Annotated in this window: 18 protein-coding genes and 2 pseudogenes; 16 read left to right on the forward strand and 4 right to left on the reverse strand. The window is 46.8% G+C overall.

Annotated features, from left to right (window positions below):
- Positions 1–68: 68 nt before the first annotated feature.
- The 7 genes from MKX50_RS08185 to MKX50_RS08215 all read left to right on the forward strand — a co-directional run bounded on the left by MKX50_RS08185 (position 69) and on the right by MKX50_RS08215 (position 5,395).
- Positions 69–1,163, forward strand: a complete 1,095-nt coding sequence (locus MKX50_RS08185) for an HD-GYP domain-containing protein (RefSeq protein WP_213589016.1) — start codon at positions 69–71, stop codon at positions 1,161–1,163.
- A 110-nt stretch (positions 1,164–1,273) separates the two neighbouring features.
- Positions 1,274–2,410 (forward strand): radical SAM/CxCxxxxC motif protein YfkAB, encoded by a 1,137-nt coding sequence (gene yfkAB, locus MKX50_RS08190; protein WP_339159119.1) that lies wholly within the window; start codon positions 1,274–1,276, stop codon positions 2,408–2,410.
- A gap of 18 nt (positions 2,411–2,428) precedes the next feature.
- A complete protein-coding gene (locus MKX50_RS08195) occupies positions 2,429–3,835 on the forward strand; it encodes a hemolysin family protein (RefSeq protein WP_213589014.1) in 1,407 nt (468 codons plus the stop codon).
- 183 nt (positions 3,836–4,018) lie between these two features.
- Positions 4,019–4,249 carry a spore coat associated protein CotJA gene (locus tag MKX50_RS08200; protein ID WP_213589013.1) on the forward strand — a complete coding sequence of 77 codons (231 nt, stop codon included), beginning with the start codon at positions 4,019–4,021 and terminating at the stop codon, positions 4,247–4,249.
- A gap of 4 nt (positions 4,250–4,253) precedes the next feature.
- On the forward strand, positions 4,254–4,523 hold the full coding sequence (locus MKX50_RS08205; protein ID WP_213589012.1) for a spore coat protein CotJB: 270 nt from the start codon (positions 4,254–4,256) through the stop codon (positions 4,521–4,523).
- Between the two features lie 52 nt (positions 4,524–4,575).
- Entirely contained in the window at positions 4,576–5,145 is a 570-nt protein-coding gene (locus tag MKX50_RS08210) for a manganese catalase family protein (RefSeq protein ID WP_213589484.1), read from the forward strand.
- A gap of 34 nt (positions 5,146–5,179) precedes the next feature.
- Positions 5,180–5,395 (forward strand): hypothetical protein, encoded by a 216-nt coding sequence (locus tag MKX50_RS08215; RefSeq protein ID WP_213589011.1) that lies wholly within the window; start codon positions 5,180–5,182, stop codon positions 5,393–5,395.
- Between the two features lie 146 nt (positions 5,396–5,541).
- On the opposite strand, the pseudogene MKX50_RS08220 reads toward MKX50_RS08215, so the two are convergent.
- Both MKX50_RS08220 and MKX50_RS08225 read right to left on the reverse strand, forming a co-directional pair.
- Positions 5,542–6,566, reverse strand: a pseudogene (locus MKX50_RS08220) (IS3 family transposase); the annotation flags it as partial.
- Positions 6,567–7,404: 838 nt separating this feature from the next.
- Positions 7,405–8,235 (reverse strand): hypothetical protein, encoded by an 831-nt coding sequence (locus tag MKX50_RS08225; protein ID WP_213589010.1) that lies wholly within the window; start codon positions 8,233–8,235, stop codon positions 7,405–7,407.
- Positions 8,236–8,819: 584 nt separating this feature from the next.
- On the opposite strand from MKX50_RS08225, the pseudogene MKX50_RS08230 reads away from it, so the two are divergent.
- The 8 genes and pseudogenes from MKX50_RS08230 to MKX50_RS08265 form a co-directional block, all read left to right on the forward strand.
- Positions 8,820–9,206: pseudogene (locus tag MKX50_RS08230) on the forward strand (manganese catalase family protein); the annotation flags it as partial.
- Positions 9,207–9,239: 33 nt separating this feature from the next.
- On the forward strand, positions 9,240–9,431 hold the full coding sequence (locus tag MKX50_RS08235; protein ID WP_339159122.1) for a hypothetical protein: 192 nt from the start codon (positions 9,240–9,242) through the stop codon (positions 9,429–9,431).
- Positions 9,432–9,818: 387 nt separating this feature from the next.
- The gene (locus MKX50_RS08240; protein WP_213589008.1) at positions 9,819–10,529 is read left to right on the forward strand and encodes a response regulator transcription factor; all 711 of its coding nucleotides are present in this window, start codon (positions 9,819–9,821) and stop codon (positions 10,527–10,529) included.
- Position 10,530: 1 nt separating this feature from the next.
- Positions 10,531–11,757, forward strand: a complete 1,227-nt coding sequence (locus MKX50_RS08245) for a HAMP domain-containing sensor histidine kinase (RefSeq protein WP_213589007.1) — start codon at positions 10,531–10,533, stop codon at positions 11,755–11,757.
- 192 nt (positions 11,758–11,949) lie between these two features.
- Positions 11,950–13,239, forward strand: a complete 1,290-nt coding sequence (locus MKX50_RS08250) for a glycosyltransferase family 39 protein (protein ID WP_213589006.1) — start codon at positions 11,950–11,952, stop codon at positions 13,237–13,239.
- Positions 13,205–13,957: a glycosyltransferase family 2 protein gene (locus MKX50_RS08255; protein ID WP_213589005.1), complete on the forward strand. Its 753-nt coding sequence runs from the start codon at positions 13,205–13,207 to the stop codon at positions 13,955–13,957. The genes MKX50_RS08250 and MKX50_RS08255 overlap by 35 nt, the downstream gene beginning before the upstream one ends.
- Entirely contained in the window at positions 13,947–14,354 is a 408-nt protein-coding gene (locus MKX50_RS08260; protein ID WP_213589004.1) for a DUF2304 domain-containing protein, read from the forward strand. The genes MKX50_RS08255 and MKX50_RS08260 overlap by 11 nt, the downstream gene beginning before the upstream one ends.
- A 25-nt stretch (positions 14,355–14,379) precedes the next feature.
- The gene (locus tag MKX50_RS08265) at positions 14,380–16,173 is read left to right on the forward strand and encodes a copper amine oxidase N-terminal domain-containing protein (RefSeq protein ID WP_339159124.1); all 1,794 of its coding nucleotides are present in this window, start codon (positions 14,380–14,382) and stop codon (positions 16,171–16,173) included.
- 46 nt (positions 16,174–16,219) lie between these two features.
- On the opposite strand, the gene MKX50_RS08270 is transcribed toward MKX50_RS08265, so the two are convergent.
- Complete coding sequence (locus tag MKX50_RS08270; RefSeq protein WP_339159126.1) at positions 16,220–16,816, reverse strand: serine/threonine protein kinase; 597 nt, start codon at positions 16,814–16,816, stop codon at positions 16,220–16,222.
- Positions 16,813–17,604, reverse strand: coding sequence for a HipA family kinase (locus MKX50_RS08275; protein ID WP_213589001.1), 792 nt, complete (start codon positions 17,602–17,604; stop codon positions 16,813–16,815). Before MKX50_RS08275 ends, MKX50_RS08270 begins: the two co-directional genes overlap by 4 nt.
- A 287-nt stretch (positions 17,605–17,891) precedes the next feature.
- Here MKX50_RS08275 and MKX50_RS08280 point away from each other — a divergent pair, with 287 nt between their 5' ends.
- On the forward strand, positions 17,892–19,073 hold the full coding sequence (locus MKX50_RS08280; RefSeq protein WP_339159128.1) for an MFS transporter: 1,182 nt from the start codon (positions 17,892–17,894) through the stop codon (positions 19,071–19,073).
- Positions 19,074–19,220 lie beyond the last annotated feature (147 nt).

A 19,220-nucleotide genomic window follows, 5' to 3' on the forward strand; every position in this document is an offset into this window, starting at 1 on the left:
ATTATAAAGCCGCTTTTCGCAATGACATACATTACTAACCTAACCATAGAGACGGAAGTGGATTTATCATGCGATTAATACCAATCAACTCACTCCAGCCCGGGATGAAATTGGGGAAGAAAATATATAACGAGGACGGCATCATTCTTTTATCCGAAAATGCAGAGCTTACCGAGGCCGTCATCCGGCGTCTGCGCCGTCATGGCCTGAATTTCGTGTATGTGGCCGATCCGCGAACAGAGGACGTCGTTCCCGTCGAGATGATCGAGGAGGAGACACGGCGCAGGGCGCTGAAGGAGATTCGAACGAACTTCCGGAAAATGACGGGTCCAGCGGTTAAAGGCTTGGTCTATCCTTATCTGGGCAAGACGTTCTCCGGCCTCGTTGAGGAAATTATGGATGATCTTAGCGCTAGGGAAGACGCCATGATTATGATGATGAATGTCAACAGCATGGATCATTATTTGTACCGGCATTCTCTCAATGTTTGCATTTATACGATTCTGTTAGGGCAAATCCACGGATATTCCAAGAGCGATCTGACGTTCCTTGGCCTTGGCGCCCTGCTGCATGATATTGGAAAAACGAAGCTCCCGCTACAGCTGCTGACCAAGGCAGGCAAGCTGACGGATGCGGAGTACGAGCAGGTCAAGCAGCATGCCGAGTTCGGGTTTAAAATGCTTAAGGATGAGCCGGGCATTCCGTTAGTTTCCGCGCACTGCGCTTACCAGCATCATGAGCGTTTGAACGGGAGCGGCTACCCCCGGGGACTCAAGGGAGAGGAAATCAGTGAGTTTGCCCGCTGGATCGCCATTACGGACTCATACGATGCTATGACAACACACCGGGTGTATCGCTCTGCGATGCTGCCTCATCAGGCGCTTGAAGTGTTATATACAGGCTGCGGCCATTTGTACGAGAAATCCAAGCTGGAGGTATTTCGCGACCGTGTCGCCATCTATCCGCTAGGCATGGCGGTGAGGCTCAGCACGGGAGAAAAAGGCATCGTCGCCAAAATTCACGGCATCTTCCCGCAGCGCCCCGTCGTTCGCGTATTGACCGACCCGGACGGGGAGGATCTGAAGGTGCCTTACGATGTGGATTTGTCGCAGCAATTATCCGTGGTGATTACGGAAGTAGACGGAATGAATCAAATTGGTTAACATATTGAGGTGGAATCTTTAGGCGTAATAAGGTCTTTCGAGGGAAGATGTGCCGGAATAGAGCACTCTTTTCTTTTTTAGGTTAATAAAAGAAATAAGGTGGGCCAATAATGAAAATACTTAAGTATAACTCTGCGATGACAGCACCGGTGAATCCAAAGGATGATCCCTGGGATCCGATCGTTTCCCTGCGGGAGTTCGGACGCCATGTGCTGACCAGCGTGGAAATGACGGTTACGAACCTGTGCAACATGCGCTGCGAGCACTGTGCCGTCGGGGACAGCCTGGTGCTGAAAGAGCCAGAGCAAATACCGCTGGATCTGATGCTGCGGCGTCTGGATGAAGTGGAGCATTTGCGGACGATCAGTATTACCGGAGGTGAGCCGACCTTCCGCAAGCAAATGGTGGACGAGAAGATTTTGCCGATTTTGAAATATGCGAAGGAGCGCGGGATCCGTTCGCAGATCAATTCCAACCTGACCCTGGATTATGAGCGGTATGAGAAACTGATTCCCTATCTGGATGTGATGCATATCTCGTTCAACTATACGAATGAACAGGATTTCTATGAGATAGGCTTCGCCAATAGCGGGCATCCTGTGAAGAAGGAAGTCGCCTACAAGCTGTATCACACGATGATGGAGAATTCGCGAAAATTGAGCGAGGCGGGGATGTACATATCGGCCGAATCGATGATCAATTACCGCACTCACGACAGGCTGCCGGCAATTCATAAGCTGATTACGGAAATGGGCTGCCGCCGGCATGAGGTTCATCCGATGTATGCATCCAATTTCGCCAAAGGACTGCCGGTGTTATCGCTCGATGAAATGCGCCAAGCGATTCATTCCTTGCTCGATGAGCGTAATAAAGAGATATGGATGTTGTTTGGGACCCTCCCATTTTATGCCTGCAATAACAGCGAGGCCGATGCCGCTTTGCTGAAGCGGCTGCGCGAGGAACCGATGGTCACGGTACGGAATGATCCGGACGGCAGAAACCGGGTGAACGTGAATATGTTTACCGGGGAAGTGTTCGTAACGGATTTTGCAGACATCCCTTCTTTCGGCAGCGTGCATGAGGAACGGTTGGATGTTATTTTTGCCAAATGGCTGAACGAACATCCGCTCAATCAGAAAGTAAATTGTTATTGCGAGGCGGCCAGCTGCTGCGGTCCAAACCTGCTCGTTGCAGACATGTATTATAAGGACACCGACTTCAAATCCCGCAAAGCAATCACATTTTAGAAAAGAGGCGCTGTACCTATGCCCGATGGACATACGGAGTTTGAGATTGGCAAGCTGATATTCAATTTGTTTCTAGTCATTATTTTAGTGCTTTTGAATGGGTTTTTCGTTGCAGCGGAGTTTTCGCTCGTTAAGGTGCGTCAGTCCAGGCTGACCCAACTCGTCAGCGAAGGCAACAAGCGTGCAACCTATGCGCTCAAAGTAAATAAAAAACTGGATGCCTATCTATCAGCCACACAATTGGGAATTACGTTGGCCTCACTTGGGCTGGGCTGGGTCGGTGAGCCGGCCATATCCGAACTGCTGATCGAACCATTGATGCATAAAATCGGTGTAACGGATGCGACGCTGATTGCTACCGTTTCGGTTGCGGTAGGGTTTGCGATCATCACTTTTTTGCATATCGTTATCGGGGAGCTCGCTCCGAAATCGCTGGCGATCCAGAAATCGGAGTCGACTTCGTTATGGCTTTCTGCTCCGCTCCTATTCTTCTATCGAGTATTCCTGCCAGTCATCTGGCTGTTGAATTCGGCGGCGAACGGTTTGCTCAGGCTGATCGGCATCGAGCCGGCGGGCGAGGGCGAAGCTGCCCATTCGGAGGAGGAAATCCGCATCCTGATGGATCAGAGCGCGAAGAGCGGTGTCATCGACCAAGACGAGATGAAGCTGATGGACAATCTGTTTGATTTCTCGGACTTGCTGGCGCGGGAGGTCATGCTGCCGAGAACCGATATGGACTGCTTGTACACGAATCTCACTTGGGAAGAAAATATGAGGATCGTGGAGGAAACGAAGCATTCCCGATATCCGGTTGCCGTAGAGGACAAGGATCAGATTATCGGATTTGTTCATCTGGCCGATCTGTTCCTGCCCGACGGAGGCAGCTCTAAGAATATTGCTGCCATCGTGCGGCCGATCCTGAATGTGCCTGAATCCATGGAAGTCAGCCATGTCCTGCGCCTTATGCAGAAGAAGCATTCCCAACTGACCGTCGTGGTAGATGAATATGGGGGCACGGCTGGATTGCTCACAGCGGAGCGAATTATGGAGGAAATCGTCGGCGATCTTTACGATGAGTTCGACATAGATCGCCCTGAAGTGGAGAAGCTCAGCGACGGCACCTTTTCTGTTGACGGCCGGATGCTCATCGAAGATGTAAATGATTTGACAGGGGTCACGATCGTACATGATAAAGTAGATTCCATTGGGGGATGGCTTTTTAAAGAGTTGGACGGAGCACCTACTGTGGGGAAAGTTATTCGGATCGAGAATTTGCTCTTTGAGGTGGCCGAAGCCGAACCGCTTCGCATCATGCGGGTGAATATCAAGCAGCTCGAAGATCAGGACGGGACGCAGGAATCAGCTGCCGACAGTACGGATGCAGAATCGAAGGAGAAATCCCAAGAATACGAGCCCGGTGTTTAAAATAAAAACTCCTATCAAGGCGAGGGAATCGCTTTGATAGGAGTTTTTTTTGTTTTTTTGCTGTATTGCTGCGATTGGTGGTTCATATTCTGGGCGAACGTCATATGTTAATGGTGAGGATCGGGAGCGGTGTCTTGTCTCCCTAGAAAGCCGAACAATTAATGACAGAAGGAGGAACGATCATTGAATCATTCGTTAAGTCATCCCCAAGAGGTAGCCTGGGCCCCCTTTGTCGGCCCTTTTGACCCCTGTCCGCCGATATTGTGCAAGACGTACAGTACGCCGCCGCAGCTGTTTATGCACTTTCAACCGCTGAATCTTCCCCAGTTCAGTCCGGAGGACGCATTAAGGCACGGAACGTTGTGGCCTGCACTCTACAGTCCCTATGAATCCAAGTGGGGAAAAGGAAGGTGAGATAATGTCACACAAAGGCGATTTGGACCCGCAATTTTATGAGATGCTCGAAAAGCTGCAGGCGCTCGATTTCGTGCTTGTCGAATTAAACCTCTTCCTCGATACACACCCCGACGATTTAGCTTCGATTCAGCAATACAATCAGCTTGTCCAGGAACGCACTCAGCTTGCCAACCATTTTCAGCAGCTCTATGGTCCCCTGATGAACTTCGGCCATTCTTATTCGAAATTTCCATGGGAATGGTCGAAGGTACCGTGGCCTTGGCAGGTGTAATGCCTGCCCCGCGGCCGTCTGCTGAAATTGATTAAGGAGGGAAATGCAAAATATGTGGGTCTATGAGAAAAAGCTCCAGTATCCCGTACGGGTAGGAAAATGTGATCCTCGGATGGCTAGGCTGCTGCTTGAGCAATACGGCGGAGCCGATGGAGAGTTGGCGGCTGCGCTGCGTTATTTGAACCAGAGATACACAATCCCCGACAAAGTTATTGGTTTGCTCAATGATATTGGAACCGAGGAACTTGCCCACTTGGAAATGATTGCCACCATGGTATATAAGCTGACGAAGGATGCGACAGTAGAAGAGCTGGATGCTGCGGGATTGGCTCCGCATTACGTCGCGCACGACAGCGCGCTGTTCTATGAGAATGCTTCAGGCGTGCCTTGGACGGCCGCTTATATTCAAGCCAAGGGCGATCCCATTGCGGATTTGTACGAGGACATCGCGGCAGAGGAGAAGGCGCGGGCTACATACCAGTGGCTTATCGATATGACCGATGATGTCGATCTTCAGGACGGTCTCAAATTCCTGCGGGAGCGGGAGATTATCCACTCCTTGCGGTTCCGTGAAGCGGTGGAGATTTTGAAGGATGATCGGGGCAAGAAAACAATTTTTTAATGGCGCCCTAATATGATAAAAAAGGGGATATACGATGTCCAAATCCAAACGCGGAAAAGCGTTGTGGACGCTTCCCTCCAGAGGCCGCGGTACCTGCCCGGTATGCAGGAGCACGCGCATCAAATTGCTGTATTCGAGAAAAAGCGGCCCCGAGCGGATTTTGAAAGTGTGCAAGCGCTGTTTCCAAGCTCCTCAGGAAAAAATCGACGCTGCCGCCGGAGCGCTTGGCGTAAGGTCGGTACAATTATGAGTGTATTCAGCAAGAAAATAAAGAACCCATGTAAATTGAAGTGATCTCTTGGAATAGACATTGAAAAAAACTTGGTTTGACGGGACTGCCCCACGTTTGAAGACAGGGATCAAACACCTTTCAAGTTTAAGACAGCCAGTTGCAGGAAATGAAACCGGTGACTGGTTGTTTAGTTTTGTTTGAATGCGAATTGATTGAGTTATAGTAAGTAATGTGGTCTCGAACGGTCGCTCGATGATTGCCGTCGTCGTAAAGGTTAAGCCTTCGAGATAGAGAACGTTTCAGACTTTAATGTGGGATTAAACGATTCGATGGGGGCGTTATCAGCGGGTGTATCCTTGCGGGACAAGCTCATAGCAATGCCTCTTCCCTTAATGGCTTCTTGATATACCTGGGATTGTAAACATTACCTTGATAGCTGTGAAGCATCATACCTGGTAGAGATGGCAACTGATTGAGCTTATCCAGTACAAAACCAGTGTCTTGCTTGTCAGCTATAGTGTATGCCACAATCTCCCCGTTACACAAGTCCAGGATAATCGATAGGAATAACGTTTTTCCGTCAAACGACAAATAAGTAATATCTATAATAATTTTTTTAATAGGGGCGTCGGCCTCAAATTGGCGTTTTTAAAAAAATTCCGCTATGTAAGCTGGCTGCCCTGTAGGTTTGATTTCTTTATTTTACATGTCATTGCAGCCCTCGCATTGCATAATCTGCTGCACACATTTGTGGTTAATCGTATACCCCCTCCGAAGTAGGGCGGTGATCTTCCGGGATCCATAACGAAATTTATGTTGTATACAGAGTTCACGAGTTTTCTCCACCATGTGATTCTCGTGTGCGTTCCCATACTTGGCCTTCCGCTAAGTGGCGCGGGGAAGTCTGATCGATGTATATGCTTGGGCTACACTGATTCCTTTGGAGAGCTCCTTCCATTTCCTTATACTTTTTTAGCAGATCTAACTGTTGCTTCAAAAACCCCGCGTTTAACTTTTCCAACTTTGATGTATGTTCAGACCCTTTATCGTGCTATCTCATTCAGGTCTCCACTTGTGTCTTATTACGTATGTTTAGTTGCTCTAAGTCTTCTTTCACTGGAATGCCAGCCAATCTCATTTCAATGGCTTTCATCTTTACTTCTACCGTATAGCTAACTCTTGTTACCAACGCAAAAGTACCTCCAAGATTGTCTCCATATCTTACGACATGGCTGCATTCTCTTGAAGGTGTTTTAATTTGTCTCACGTTATGGGGTCAGTTCCAACCGATGAATTCTAGGGAGCCCTTTTTTATCGTAGGTAAGGGTCAAAAGTTAAAACTTATTTAGAGGAACTAAAGAAGGAGGACAACTTGGATACTAAATACAAGAGCCGAATGAAGCGAAAACATCGAGGACAAGGTGATTTTGATTGCTGGGTCAGCGAAAAGGGAATATTTGAATCAAGGATTATATGTGCAGCAACTAAACTGGGAGAATGAGATGCTAAAAAGGTGTTACGAAGGCAGATATCGGTACCGACAATTTCTACTGTTCTTATGGCAGGAACATGGCATATGGGTGAATAACAAGAAGGTGCCACGTCTCATACAAAAGCTTGGCCCGTAGGCTAGTGTCCGCCGGAAGCGCCGCATAAACATGATGATTCGAGCGACTAGGATCCTATTAAACGTCCCATGCCTACCATGATATGCTGCCAAAGATTGGCGACCAAATCAGCATGTCTCGTCGGAACAATTGTCTAAGGAACGCTTCCATGGGAAGCTTCTTCTCGCATCTTCCTCTTTGGCTGAGACTTGAATGAGGAACAGATCTGAATCGAGAAATATATACGAGTTTATAATCGACGACGGTCGTAACAGAAATAAATTAAACTGGCGCCGGTATTCTACCGGCGCCAGTTTGCAGCCTAAGTGTTTCTTAATACCCACTAAATGGAGTATTATCCATTATTAGTTAAGTCCTTTCCCTGCAATAAATCTTGGTAAATACCTCTTGATAATAAAACTATGGACCCTCTACAATGCTTCTAATGCTGTAAGAGACATTTCCACCGCTTGCACTATCTAATCTGATTTTTGTTGTTATCTTGATTTGTTTACTATATGTTATTTCTTGAATTACACCTGTTATATTGTAATCGCCTGTACTTTCCACATTCCTTGCGTTGTTTGTGACGATACTTGATGATTGTGAGGCAACTTTACCTGGGAACCATGCGCTTGTTCCAACAGTACTTGTACTAGTAATTTCAATATAAGTATTTTGAACCTTACCTTTAGTGACTAAGTGAAGTTCCTGAGTCTTCCATACTCCCCAAAAATCATGTCTCGCATCGTTTGTGAAATTATGTCCAGTAGATGCAGAATATGATTGCCAACCTGTGTCTTGAAGTACCGCAAATAAACTAACACCACCACCAGTATTAGTTTCTGGCTTAATCTCAATTCCCTCATTATTTTTTAATGATTGATGTTCCACAATAAAGCTTCCATCGGGCATTTTTATTACTCTATTACCTTTAGCAGTGTAAGTAAAACTTGACTCATCAGTCACTTGTTTGTTAAGTTCGATGCTGTTATATATGTCCAGAGTACTGAGATATTCCACATAGAGTTCAGGATTTTGTTCAAAAATTTCCTTGTATTTTTTTACTAAAGGCTGTGAGTCAACTAAATCTTCCTTACCTTGCATAACAAGGTCATAAGTTTGTTCATGTAATATTCTTATTTCCTCCTCGTTAATTTGAGCTCGAGGAGATGGACTTGCGAAAATAGACGAGGACAGCACTAGTGATAAAGATAAAATTGCTACGAAGATGCTTAAAGTTTTTTTCAAAATAATTTCCTCCAATTATATTATTTTCCTTCAATTACCATATTATAATATAAATTGGAATTTTTCAACAGATATCTGTCTTGTATGGAAAAGTTAAGTAGGTAAATTCAAAGAATAAAATAACTGCTTGGAATTAAATTTCATTTCCTTTTCCTTTTTTTAACAATAAATATTACTAGTGCTATTAAAGCAAATATCACTAAAAGTTGTACTACAACATTCTGCCAAATGATAGTAATAATAATCCCTCCTATAATGATTTGATTAAATATTACCATAAATGATATTTTTACTCAAAAAACAATATGGTGTTATGAAATTGTTAGAAGACTTATGATTTGATTTTTGATATTCACAACTAAAATTTATCATGCTTAAATCGGTAATTTGCTTGTTAAACTATGCGTCTTTAATTTAGGAAGTCACCGTCAAACCTGTGGTAATATAGTCTTAAACTTCGATTCCAAGTACCGTTCCTTCAACCATGTCCTCAGTCATTCGATTGTCCGCATTACCTGGAAGTGGCCGATCGGATAGTTGTGTGCATAAATAGGATTCAATAATATGAATGATAACCTCAATGTACAGAAGAATTCGCCCACCTCGAAATGATCGCTACGATGGTATACAAGCTGACGAAGGATGCGACTGTAGAAGAGCTCGACGCAGCCGGATTGGCTCCGCATTATGTTGCGCACGACAGCGCGCTGTTCTATGAGAATGCTTCCGGCGTGCCTTGGACGGCCGCTTATATTCAGGCCAAGGGTGATCCGATTGCAGACCTGTACGAGGACATCGCGGCAGAGGAGAAGGCGCGGGCTACATACCAGTGGCTTATCGATATGACCGATGACGTCGACCTGCAGGACGGTCTGAAGTTTCTGCGGGAGCGGGAGATTATCCACTCCTTGCGGTTCCGAGAAGCGGTGGAGATTTTGAAGGATGATCGGGGCAAGAAAACGAATTTTTAAAGGCCCCTAATATGATAAAAAAGGAGGTATACGATGTCCAAATCCAAACGCGGAAAAGCGTTGTGGACGCTACCCTCCAGAGGCCGCGGCACCTGCCCGGTATGCAGGAGCACGCGCATCAAATTGCTGTATTCGAGAAAAAGCGGCCCCGAGCAGGTTGTGAAAGTGTGCAAACGCTGTTTCAATGCTCCTCAGGAAAAAATTGACGCTGCTAGTGGTGTCTAAATTCCACTGTACCCGTGACTTTCCGTCTTCTAACCCTTCGTTAAAAACTATTTCATTTTGATAAACAATTCAGATTAATTATACTAAGTCTACTGGGTAAATGGATTTTATTAATAGAACGGAAGAAACACCTGTTATCCTTTTTTATAGATAACAGGTGTTTCTTATGTCAAACATTCAATTAGCGGATCTGGGACAGGGGAGGGATGAAACTCTGATCCAAAAAATTAAGAAAAACTTAAGCATTTGCGTTCATCTATCTTAAGATCTGACGATTATAATAAGGTCACCTGCTGGAGATACTGGGCAGGGATCTCCCGGGGTATGGTATATTTACAACATGGTTAAGTTGTAACAATGACACAGAACAAAGCAGGGGTGCCGATCATGTCCAGAGAGTCGATTCTACTCGTTGATGATGAGAAGGAAATTATTGAATTGATGGAGATTTATCTAAAGAATGAGGGATATACCCTTTACAAAGCTTCCAACGGTTTGGAGGCTCTTCGCATTCTGCAAATTCATGATATAGATCTTATCATTCTAGATATTATGATGCCTGAGATGGATGGCATAGAGGCCTGCATGAAGATCAGAGAGCAAAGGAACACGCCGATCATTATGCTGTCCGCAAAAAGCCAGGATATTGATAAGATTACAGGTCTCAGCATCGGAGCGGACGATTACGTGACCAAGCCGTTCAATCCGTTGGTGCTGATTGCCCGCGTCAAATCTCAGCTCCGCAGATATAAGCATTTGAACCGCCAGGAATCGAAAAAGAGCGAACACGAAATCGTCATTGATGAACTGGTGATCAATACCGCGACCCATACCGTAACCGTGGACGATCAGGAAGTGAAGCTGACGCCCCGCGAATTTGCCATTCTGGAAATGCTCGCTCTAAATCAGGGGATCGTGCTCAGCATGGACAAGATCTATCAGGAGGTATGGAACGAACCGTTTATGGATTCTAAAAACACGATAATGGTTCATATTCGGAAAATTCGTGAAAAAATCGAAAAGGATAAGCAAAATCCACAATTTATAAAGACCGTGTGGGGCATCGGTTATAAAATGAAGTCGTCAAAGGAGTTGTAACATGACCCGTATGAAGCTGTTCAATTCCATCCGATGGAGATTTTTGCTGATCCACATTGTAAGCAGTCTGCTAACCGCCCTAGTTTTGCTTCTAGGCAACTTGCTTGCGAATTACATTTTGCAATTCAATAAGATCAATGCGGCGCTCGTATGGGTGATTAACCATATTGGCTCCATGCCTGTCATGGTCGTGTCTGGAGCTGCTCTATATTTATTTTTCTATTACATGTTAAGCAGACCCTTGGTTCGATACGCCAGCGAAATTGCAGATACCCTGCAGCTCATGGAGAATGGCAAGTTCCATACACCCGTGCCGGTGCAATCTCCTCACGAACTTGGCCTGATTGCTTCCCGGGCAAATCGCGTCGCCGAAGAGCTGAACGATTATTTGCGGGAAATCAACCATGGGCTTCAGGAAATTGCCAAAGGACATTTTCAGTACGATATTCCGGTCAAGCCTGATCATGACTTGGGTGAGATTGCAAAGAGCATAAATGAAATGAGCGCGCAATTGCACCATTCCATACAGGAGGAACGGAAAGCGGAGAAGACGAAAAATGACTTGATCACCGGGGTGTCACACGACCTGAGAACACCGCTCACTTCAATTCTGGGATTTTTGGAGCTGATCGAAAAAGACCGCTATTTCGATGAGGTCGAGCTTCGCTATTATATTGGCATTGCCTATGAAAAGTCCGTGACGTTAAAAAAACTCATCGATGATCTATTTGAATATACGCGGATTAATAACGATATGCCGCTGGATCTGAAGCAGATCGACATGAATGATTTTTTTCGGCAGCTTGCCGAGGAATTTGTGCCTAACCTGGAGAGCGCAGGCGTATCCTGCCGTGTCCATGCGCCTGATCATCCTGTCATCATTAAAGCCGATGGAGATCATCTCGTTCGAGCTTATGAGAACTTAATTTCTAACGCGATTCGATATGGCAGTGCCGGCAAACGTATCGATATATACATTCAGGAACGAGAAGACAAGGCCATCATTCAGGTCGTGAATTATGGCGATCCGATCCCTGAACGCGATTTGCCGTTTATCTTTGACCGATTTTATCGGGCCGATAAATCCAGATCCAAACAGACAGGGGGAGGTACGGGACTCGGGCTTGCCATTACCAAAAGCATCATCGAGGTTCATGGCGGCACCATATCCGCGAGCAGCAGCGAACGGCAAACCTGCTTTGAAACGATCCTCCCTACAACCCAATAAATACGCCGTCTACAGCCTTTCACGATTGTGAAAGGTTTTTTTGTTGTTTGTACCCCCAGAAACATAAGCAGTTGCACTGTTTTATTTAAGGATTTGTTAAGCAATCCGAAGCCATTTATTAAGAAGTCTATTATACGGTTATAGATGTGTAATCCACACATCAAGACCGCCTGACATGAAAGGAGTAAGACCATGCTGAATAGAGCAATTCGTTGTCATCCGTCTAAACCGAGGCTCGCCATTGTACTCGTGATACTTATTTTCGCCTTGGCTGCCTTTCTGAGAATAGATTTTCTCACCTCTGTCCACCACAAGGTATCCCATGATTCCATTTATTACGACGAAATGGTGAGGCAGCTTCTGGAGACAGGGGTTTATGCCTATAAAGATACGGAGCCCAACGCCCAGGTTACGCCAGGATACCCTTTATTCATGGCTGCGGTCTACAAGCTGGCCGATTATGAGCGCCAGGATCCTTTTCCGGCAATCCGGTACACGCAGGTGGTGATGAGTCTCCTGACGTTATGGCTGATCTATGCTATTGCAAAAAGGCTTGGTGGACGGACCGCCGGCATCGTGGCCTTATTGATTGGAGCCGTATATCCGCCGTTTGTATGGAGCAATGCGAGCATTCTCACCGAGACCTTGGCGACATTATTCTTCGCGGCCTACGTCTATCTGCAGCTCCTTGTATTCGAAAGGAAGACACCTGCCTCTGCTTTACTGGGCGGAGCCGCCATGGGAATGCTCGTGCTGACCCGGCCTGAGTTTCTGATCCTCCTGTTACCGATCTATGTATTTCATTATTTTTGGCAAAAGGAAACACGTACGACCTTAAAGCTGTTTTTATTTACCGTGATCGGGACGGCCGCGGTGCTGTCTCCGTGGGTAGTACGGAATATGATTACGCTGAATGAAGTCGTGGTGGCTTCCACTCAGGTAAATCCTTTTCAAGCAGGAACCTACCCCGACAAAAACTATGATGACGGATTGGTCGACCGCCGAGGGAAGACGCAAATGGAAATTGCCAAGGAACGCTTGAAGATCGGCTTTACGGAGCATACCTGGGAATTCGCCAAATGGTATACGTACGGCAAGCTGAAACATACGTACTCCAAAATGTACTTTGGCAGCGGTCACGAGCCGCTATATCCGGTGATTCCAATTGTGCCATGGAGCTGGCTGAACTGGCTGCATCGCGGGCTTGTCTTCTCCGCTCTCGCCTCGCTTTTCGTATTTGCGAGAAAGTGGAGACAGCCTGCCGCAATTCTTGCGATTATCCTTGTGACAATGTCGCTGGTCAGGCTCGTTTTCGTGCCGGAATACCGGTACAACTATACGGTCATGCCGTTCATGATCATTATGGACAGCATCGTTGGCGTCGCTATGATTCGCAAATGGCTGCCTGCCAAGCAAACGGTCTTAGCTGCTGAAAGGAGTGTAAACGATGTTTCATCAACGCCATCATCAACTCAATCATGACAAGATTCTCGCCATTGTACCTGCCTACAACGAGGAGGAAGGCATTGAACAAGTGATCGCTTCACTGCAGAAATATGCACCCTATGCAGATATTCTGGTGGTCAATGACGGCTCAACGGATGATACGGGACTTCTCGCAGAGAATGCGGGAGCAGCGGTTCTCCACCTCTGCAGCAACCTGGGCATCGGCGGCGCCGTACAGACCGGTTATCGGTATGCTGCAGAGTACGGTTACGATTATGCCGTCCAGATTGACGGCGATGGCCAGCATGATCCCGCTGATCTTGCCAAGCTGCTCTGCTGCATGCGCAAGACAGGTGCAGATATGGTTGTAGGCTCCCGTTTTATCGAAAAAGAGGGCTTCCAGTCCACGTTCGCTAGAAAGCTCGGCATTGATCTGCTTGGGGGTCTGGTTACACAATTGACCGGGAAACGAATTACCGACCCTACCTCGGGCTACCGTTTATGCAACCGCAGGGCAATTGCTTTGTTTGCACAGCAGTATCCTACAGATTATCCAGAGGTTGAGGCTCTCGTGATGCTCGATAACTGCCAGCTGTCCTTTCAAGAAATTCCTGTAGTGATGAAAGAGCGGCAAGGCGGCGTGTCCAGCATCTCGCCTCTCCAATCCATTTATTATATGTGCAAGGTGATTTTAGCCATTCTCATGATGAAGACAAGGAAAAAGAAAATGTGGGAGATGAGTCATGAAACCTGATATCTATTTGTTCAGCTTCTTCATCAGCCTCAGTTTCGCCGCAACGATTCTTTATCTCATCCGCAATCAAAAGCTGAAGGAGCAGTACGCACTGCTCTGGCTGACACTTAGCGTCATGATGATGGTTCTGACCTTATTTCCATCCATCTTGGACGATGTGGCCAGGCGGATCCGCATTGAGTATGCCCCATCGCTGCTCTATTTGCTTAGTGTGGTAGGGATTTTATTTATTCTGCTTCACCTTACGATGGCCGTATCCTCACTTGCCCAGCGCAATGTGGAATTGATCCAGACCCTTGCCCTGCATGAGCGTAAAATCCATGCCTTGATGAAGCAGAACGGGCAGTCTGAGAAGGAGGAGGAGGAGGGAACCGAAGGTCAGCGGGCGAATGAATGAACATTGAAAAGGAGTTTTTAGGATCATGATGAAGATCAAGAAAGCAATTCTAGCTGTAAGCCTTGCCGCCTCGCAAGCGGCATTCGTTATGCCTGTGTACGCGGAGTCCCCGTACGAGGTGCAGGACAAGCAAGTGCAACTGAATGGAGTCACGAATCAACTGGTCTTATATCTAAATAGCCGCAAAATGGAGCAAAACGGCTTAGAATATACCGCCATTCGCGAAGCAACAGTGAAGCAAGGCATAACTTACGTCAGTTTGCGTTCGATAACGGAACGCTTGGGCTACAAAGTTGAGTATGACGCAAATACGAATGAGGTGCTGGTCAGCGGCGGCGAAGCAACTGAATCAAGATTCAAAGCAAATCGAAATACGTATATTCTAAACGGCGCATCATATCCAATGAATGGCACGCCATATATGGATGAAGGGGTTCTCATGCTTCCGCTGCGATCCTTATCCGCAGCTTACGGCCTCAAGATTACACTGGAGGGAAGCCAAGCAATCCTGGAGCTACCCGCCGGTACTGCAACTGATCCAGAACCTGAGCCAGAGCGCAATGAACCTCCGGTTGCCTTGTTTGCAACGGATAAACATAAATATCGCATAGGGGAATTCATTCGCTATGACGATCAGAGCACAGATGATGAGGATGCTATCGTGGAGCGCAAATGGGACAATAATGAGCCTGCCTTTTTCCAGCCGGGCATCGTCGAGGTGACTCTGCAAGTGACCGACAAGCATGGCTTGTCCTCTACTTACAAGCAGCAGATTGAGATTACTTCAGAGCTGCTCTATACGAAAGAAGAGTTTAATCGTTTATTTACGCCTGTGGGCAGTAATTTTGAAATTGCGGGAGGCTCCGTGCTGTCCTTTGATGCCTTACCCTATACCTATCGGACAGAGCCGTATACCTTATTTCGGGCTAGCGGCCCCGAGACTGTAAATTATGAGGGCATCCTATATCAAGACACGATCGAAGGAACTACGCTATTTATGATCCATCATAAAAACGACCTGGGTGAAAAGGCAAAATTTTATGTCGTTGCCGAGAACAAAGGCGAAGCTCCCGCGAGTGTCGAAATAGGCGGTCTGGGCTTCGCCGGCCCAAGCATTCACCCCGAAGTGGCGGGAAGGTTGGCTGCAGCAAGATATTTCGAATCGATGATTAGCGGCAGTGCCAGCAGGAGCATGACATTGGTGCCGGGAGAGAAGAAATTGATATTTACGGAGCTCAGCGCAGCCGCCGTGCCAAACGGGGATGTTGTCACCCTAAATGCCGATCTTGTGAGCGATGGCCCTATTCAATATACCGTGCTGATCGTCAAGGCAAACCACGATCCCTTGGAGATGATTTCTGCACTCCCTTACCTTGATCCGAAGGAATCGATCATTCGGGGTACTTTCCAGGATTCAGCCCGCGTATTTGAGTATAACGGGCTGGTAGGTACGAAGCCGGAGCGGCTGCCGCTAACCGACAATACCACCGATCCTTTTCAAAAAGGCATCGACGGTATCAAGCTCACCGAAGCCACGAACTCCGGCAATTACGGAGTGCTCTATTATATCGTTCTGAATCGTGTCGCGCCTAATACGCTGATCACCTTCAACCCGCGCGGTGGCCTTTATTCCGGTGCGGCGAGAGTGAATAACGATGTCATTCATATTAAGCATATTGGATCTACGAAGGACAGCACCAGTGTCCTCTATCGGACGGGTGACCAAGAAGAAAAAGTAGAGCTGTGGATTACCCCGGCCGCAGGCAGCAATTTGCCGTTTACATTTCTGTTCTTGCCGCTGCCTGAGGCGAGGAATTGATAGAATTCGAATGAGCTAAAATCTCTTATTTTAACCAATAACCATCTTAGGGGATGATTTGCGCTTGACTCCATTCGAAATAAAGCTCTGGATGGTGGTGACTAACATAAGCGAGAAAAGGCTGCAGGCGGCCGATGTTGAATAGGCTTTTCAGCATACGTTGAGGATAGGGCTGTACTGTTCGATATGAATTCACATGATCGATGACCTTTAGTGTATTTTCAGGAGTTACATAGACGTGCCGTAATGCGGTATCGACACGAGTGAACCCTACCCGCTTCATCTCCTTGATTATCAATACTAACTGTTCAGCAATAAAGTCTGGAAAGTCTACTCTGCTGGAGAGAAATGCTTTTAACCCAGGCCCGCTGAAATATTCCATCACGATGTAATTCCTGCCGACTTCGTAGACCAGCGGAATAAAAGAAGCGGAAGCAGCCGCAAGAAGTGCCTTGGCTTCAGTCTCCGCATCTGATTCATTCACAAAAATTTTAACGCATTGGTGGGCAGAAATTCGAAATACTGCTCCTTGAGCACCTGCACCAATATAAGGAAGCTCGGTCGGGTTATGATAACCGATTTGATATGGGACACCTGGCATATGAGTACCTGGAAAAACAGTAATCCTATTAAAGTTATTCATATTGTCCCCCCATGATATTTGTAATGTTTATACCAGACAGGGAAATTATATATTATGGTTTGAATTAAGGAATTCATAGCATTTCGCCGATGTTCCATATAGTTTACCAAGGTAATTACATCCTGTTCGGATACGCCCCACTCAACTGGAATATTGCTGGCCGCATGAAACAAATCGTTCCTTGTCAAGGAATGCAGCTTGGCTAGCGATTCGCGAAAAGGGTGGGTACCATCAATAAAAGGGACGAAGCGTTGATAAAGCGTTCCCCAATAAGCCTTGTAATTGTTCATTTTATTTAGTAGAGTTTCAGCGTTCCAATGGGGTCCGTTAAACACATTGGCTTGATCGATCATCCATAACTTCGGCTCAGGCCCTCCTGCAATGATTAAATTTTGCTTATCCTGCGTCCAAATATGCCGATCATTATTATCAAGCCAGTAATCAAATAAAATCATATCAGCGGCCTGACTGATATTTGTGCATCTAGCAAGGTCAAGGTCGCTCGGATGAAGTATGCCATGGGGGATGAACAGGCTGCCGAAATGCGGACCTGTTTGTGCGGGAGGGCAGCCAGTTACTCCTTCAGGTATGAAAATGACCTTGCCGTCAGGAATAGGGAGGTTCATCCTTTTTGCTAATTGACTGCAGATTAATTCGTTGACTAGAACCCTGATTCCCTGAGGATTGGATAACAATTTAATCACATAATGGTTTCCGTCACTGCAAAGCACTAGATGGGGCGCGCTCCAACCTGGTAAAGGTTGAATATACTGGGTGACTTGTAGCATAATTATCACCCCTCTCATTTATTACAATTAGCTTATTCTGAAATACGATTAAAGATTGTTCCAATGAACTAGTAGATTCGTTGATTTTAAGATTTTTGAGGAGCGCATCGGGTTAATTCCATGAGTCACTCGCAATTCAAGCGGAATCAGCTCCAAACGAGGATGAACGAGATGAAAAGACGTTGGACCGTCTCGATATCAAAATTGCAAGAGATGGCAGACCGTATTTAAAAAGAGAGAATGCTGAGAGTACCGGCTGAATAGCCTTTACTAGGGAGGGATGAAGCGTGGAGCGCCTTTGGACAAAGTCGTTTATTCTTATGACGGCAGGAACGCTGCTGCTGTTCACTGGATTTTATTTGCTGCTTCCAACACTGCCGCTGTTCATCAAAGAATTGGGCGGCAATGAAGCGCAGGTCGGCATGGTGACAGGGGCGTTTATGTTGTCCGCCGTCATTTTTCGCCCTGTTGTCGGTGTGCTGCTTGATCGGTTCGGCAGGCGTCCTTTTATTGTTTGGGGATTGATTCTCTTTGCCTTGGCGATATATATGTACGACTGGGTCGGCGGCATTGCCGTTTTAATATGGATCCGCATCGCGCATGGGATGAGTTGGGCCGTATCTACAACGGCCCTCTTTACGGCTGCTACGGATATGATACCTTCTACACGCCGCGGGGAAGGCATGGGATGGTTTGGTACGGCTACGACTCTGGCAATGGCGGTCGGTCCAATCTTCGGCATCTGGTTTATACAACATCTCTCATACAGCGCTTTGTTTCTATCCGCCGCGGTTTTCTCCGTCGTAGCGCTGCTCCTTACATTTGGCGCCAAAATCCCGTATCAGCCCCATAAGAGAATTGCAGGGATCGAGCTTTTCGAGAAATCCGTTTTCCCTGTCACGGCTGCCGTCTTTTTCCTGACGATTGCTTATGGGGGCATCACGACCTTTGTTCCGCTGCTTGCCAGCTCAGTCAACGTTAACTCCGGCACATTCTTTCTGGTGTATGCGGCAACGCTGTTTTTATTTCGTCCTATCGCGGGAAAACTATCGGACCGATATGGCGAAGCATTTGTCATTATCCCGTCTCTTCTAATTACGATGCTGGCATTGATCGTCCTCAGCTTCTCAACCGGGCTATTCGGCATGCTTGTCTCCGCTGTTCTGTACGGTATCGGTTTTGGCTCTGCGCAGCCCACACTTCAAGCGGCAACGATTCGTCTGGCCCATCCGGAACGGAGAGGCGGGGCCAATGCGTCGTTATTGACGGCTACCGACCTTGGCATCGGGCTGGGCGCAATCGTGCTAGGCTGGGTCTCCCAGCATACCAGCTACCAGGTATTGTTTACGGTTAGCGCGGCTTCGGTCGCATTCTCCCTGCTGCTGTTCATTTTCTTTGTAAAACATTTGTTGAAAAATAAGGGGCTGCGCTCGCAGAAAGACGCCGCTCTTCCGTCTGAACCGAATTGACCCAGCGTTGTTGTAACTGTACCACTGCATACGCGTAAGCTCAGCCAACCGGAGGCTTTGGATCGCCAAAGCATCCGGTTCTTTTGCTTTCCAGAATATGTGATTATTTTTCAAAAAAACTATTGACCAATACGATATATCGCTATA

The organism is Paenibacillus sp. FSL W8-0186, assembly GCF_037969765.1.
Taxonomy (GTDB): Bacteria; Bacillota; Bacilli; order Paenibacillales; family Paenibacillaceae; genus Fontibacillus; species Fontibacillus woosongensis.

Excerpts from the sequence above, each read along its gene's own strand:
- MKX50_RS08185 (WP_213589016.1), top strand. The coding sequence starts at position 69 with ATGCGATTAATACCAATCAACTCACTCCAGCCCGGGATGAAATTGGGG.
- yfkAB (WP_339159119.1), top strand. The coding sequence starts at position 1,274 with ATGAAAATACTTAAGTATAACTCTGCGATGACAGCACCGGTGAATCCA.
- MKX50_RS08195 (WP_213589014.1), top strand. The coding sequence starts at position 2,429 with ATGCCCGATGGACATACGGAGTTTGAGATTGGCAAGCTGATATTCAAT.
- MKX50_RS08205 (WP_213589012.1), top strand. The coding sequence starts at position 4,254 with ATGTCACACAAAGGCGATTTGGACCCGCAATTTTATGAGATGCTCGAA.
- MKX50_RS08210 (WP_213589484.1), top strand. The coding sequence starts at position 4,576 with ATGTGGGTCTATGAGAAAAAGCTCCAGTATCCCGTACGGGTAGGAAAA.
- MKX50_RS08215 (WP_213589011.1), top strand. The coding sequence starts at position 5,180 with ATGTCCAAATCCAAACGCGGAAAAGCGTTGTGGACGCTTCCCTCCAGA.
- MKX50_RS08235 (WP_339159122.1), top strand. The coding sequence starts at position 9,240 with ATGTCCAAATCCAAACGCGGAAAAGCGTTGTGGACGCTACCCTCCAGA.
- MKX50_RS08240 (WP_213589008.1), top strand. The coding sequence starts at position 9,819 with ATGTCCAGAGAGTCGATTCTACTCGTTGATGATGAGAAGGAAATTATT.
- MKX50_RS08245 (WP_213589007.1), top strand. The coding sequence starts at position 10,531 with ATGACCCGTATGAAGCTGTTCAATTCCATCCGATGGAGATTTTTGCTG.
- MKX50_RS08250 (WP_213589006.1), top strand. The coding sequence starts at position 11,950 with ATGCTGAATAGAGCAATTCGTTGTCATCCGTCTAAACCGAGGCTCGCC.
- MKX50_RS08255 (WP_213589005.1), top strand. The coding sequence starts at position 13,205 with ATGTTTCATCAACGCCATCATCAACTCAATCATGACAAGATTCTCGCC.
- MKX50_RS08260 (WP_213589004.1), top strand. The coding sequence starts at position 13,947 with ATGAAACCTGATATCTATTTGTTCAGCTTCTTCATCAGCCTCAGTTTC.
- MKX50_RS08265 (WP_339159124.1), top strand. The coding sequence starts at position 14,380 with ATGATGAAGATCAAGAAAGCAATTCTAGCTGTAAGCCTTGCCGCCTCG.
- MKX50_RS08270 (WP_339159126.1), bottom strand. The coding sequence starts at position 16,816 with ATGAATAACTTTAATAGGATTACTGTTTTTCCAGGTACTCATATGCCA.
- MKX50_RS08275 (WP_213589001.1), bottom strand. The coding sequence starts at position 17,604 with ATGCTACAAGTCACCCAGTATATTCAACCTTTACCAGGTTGGAGCGCG.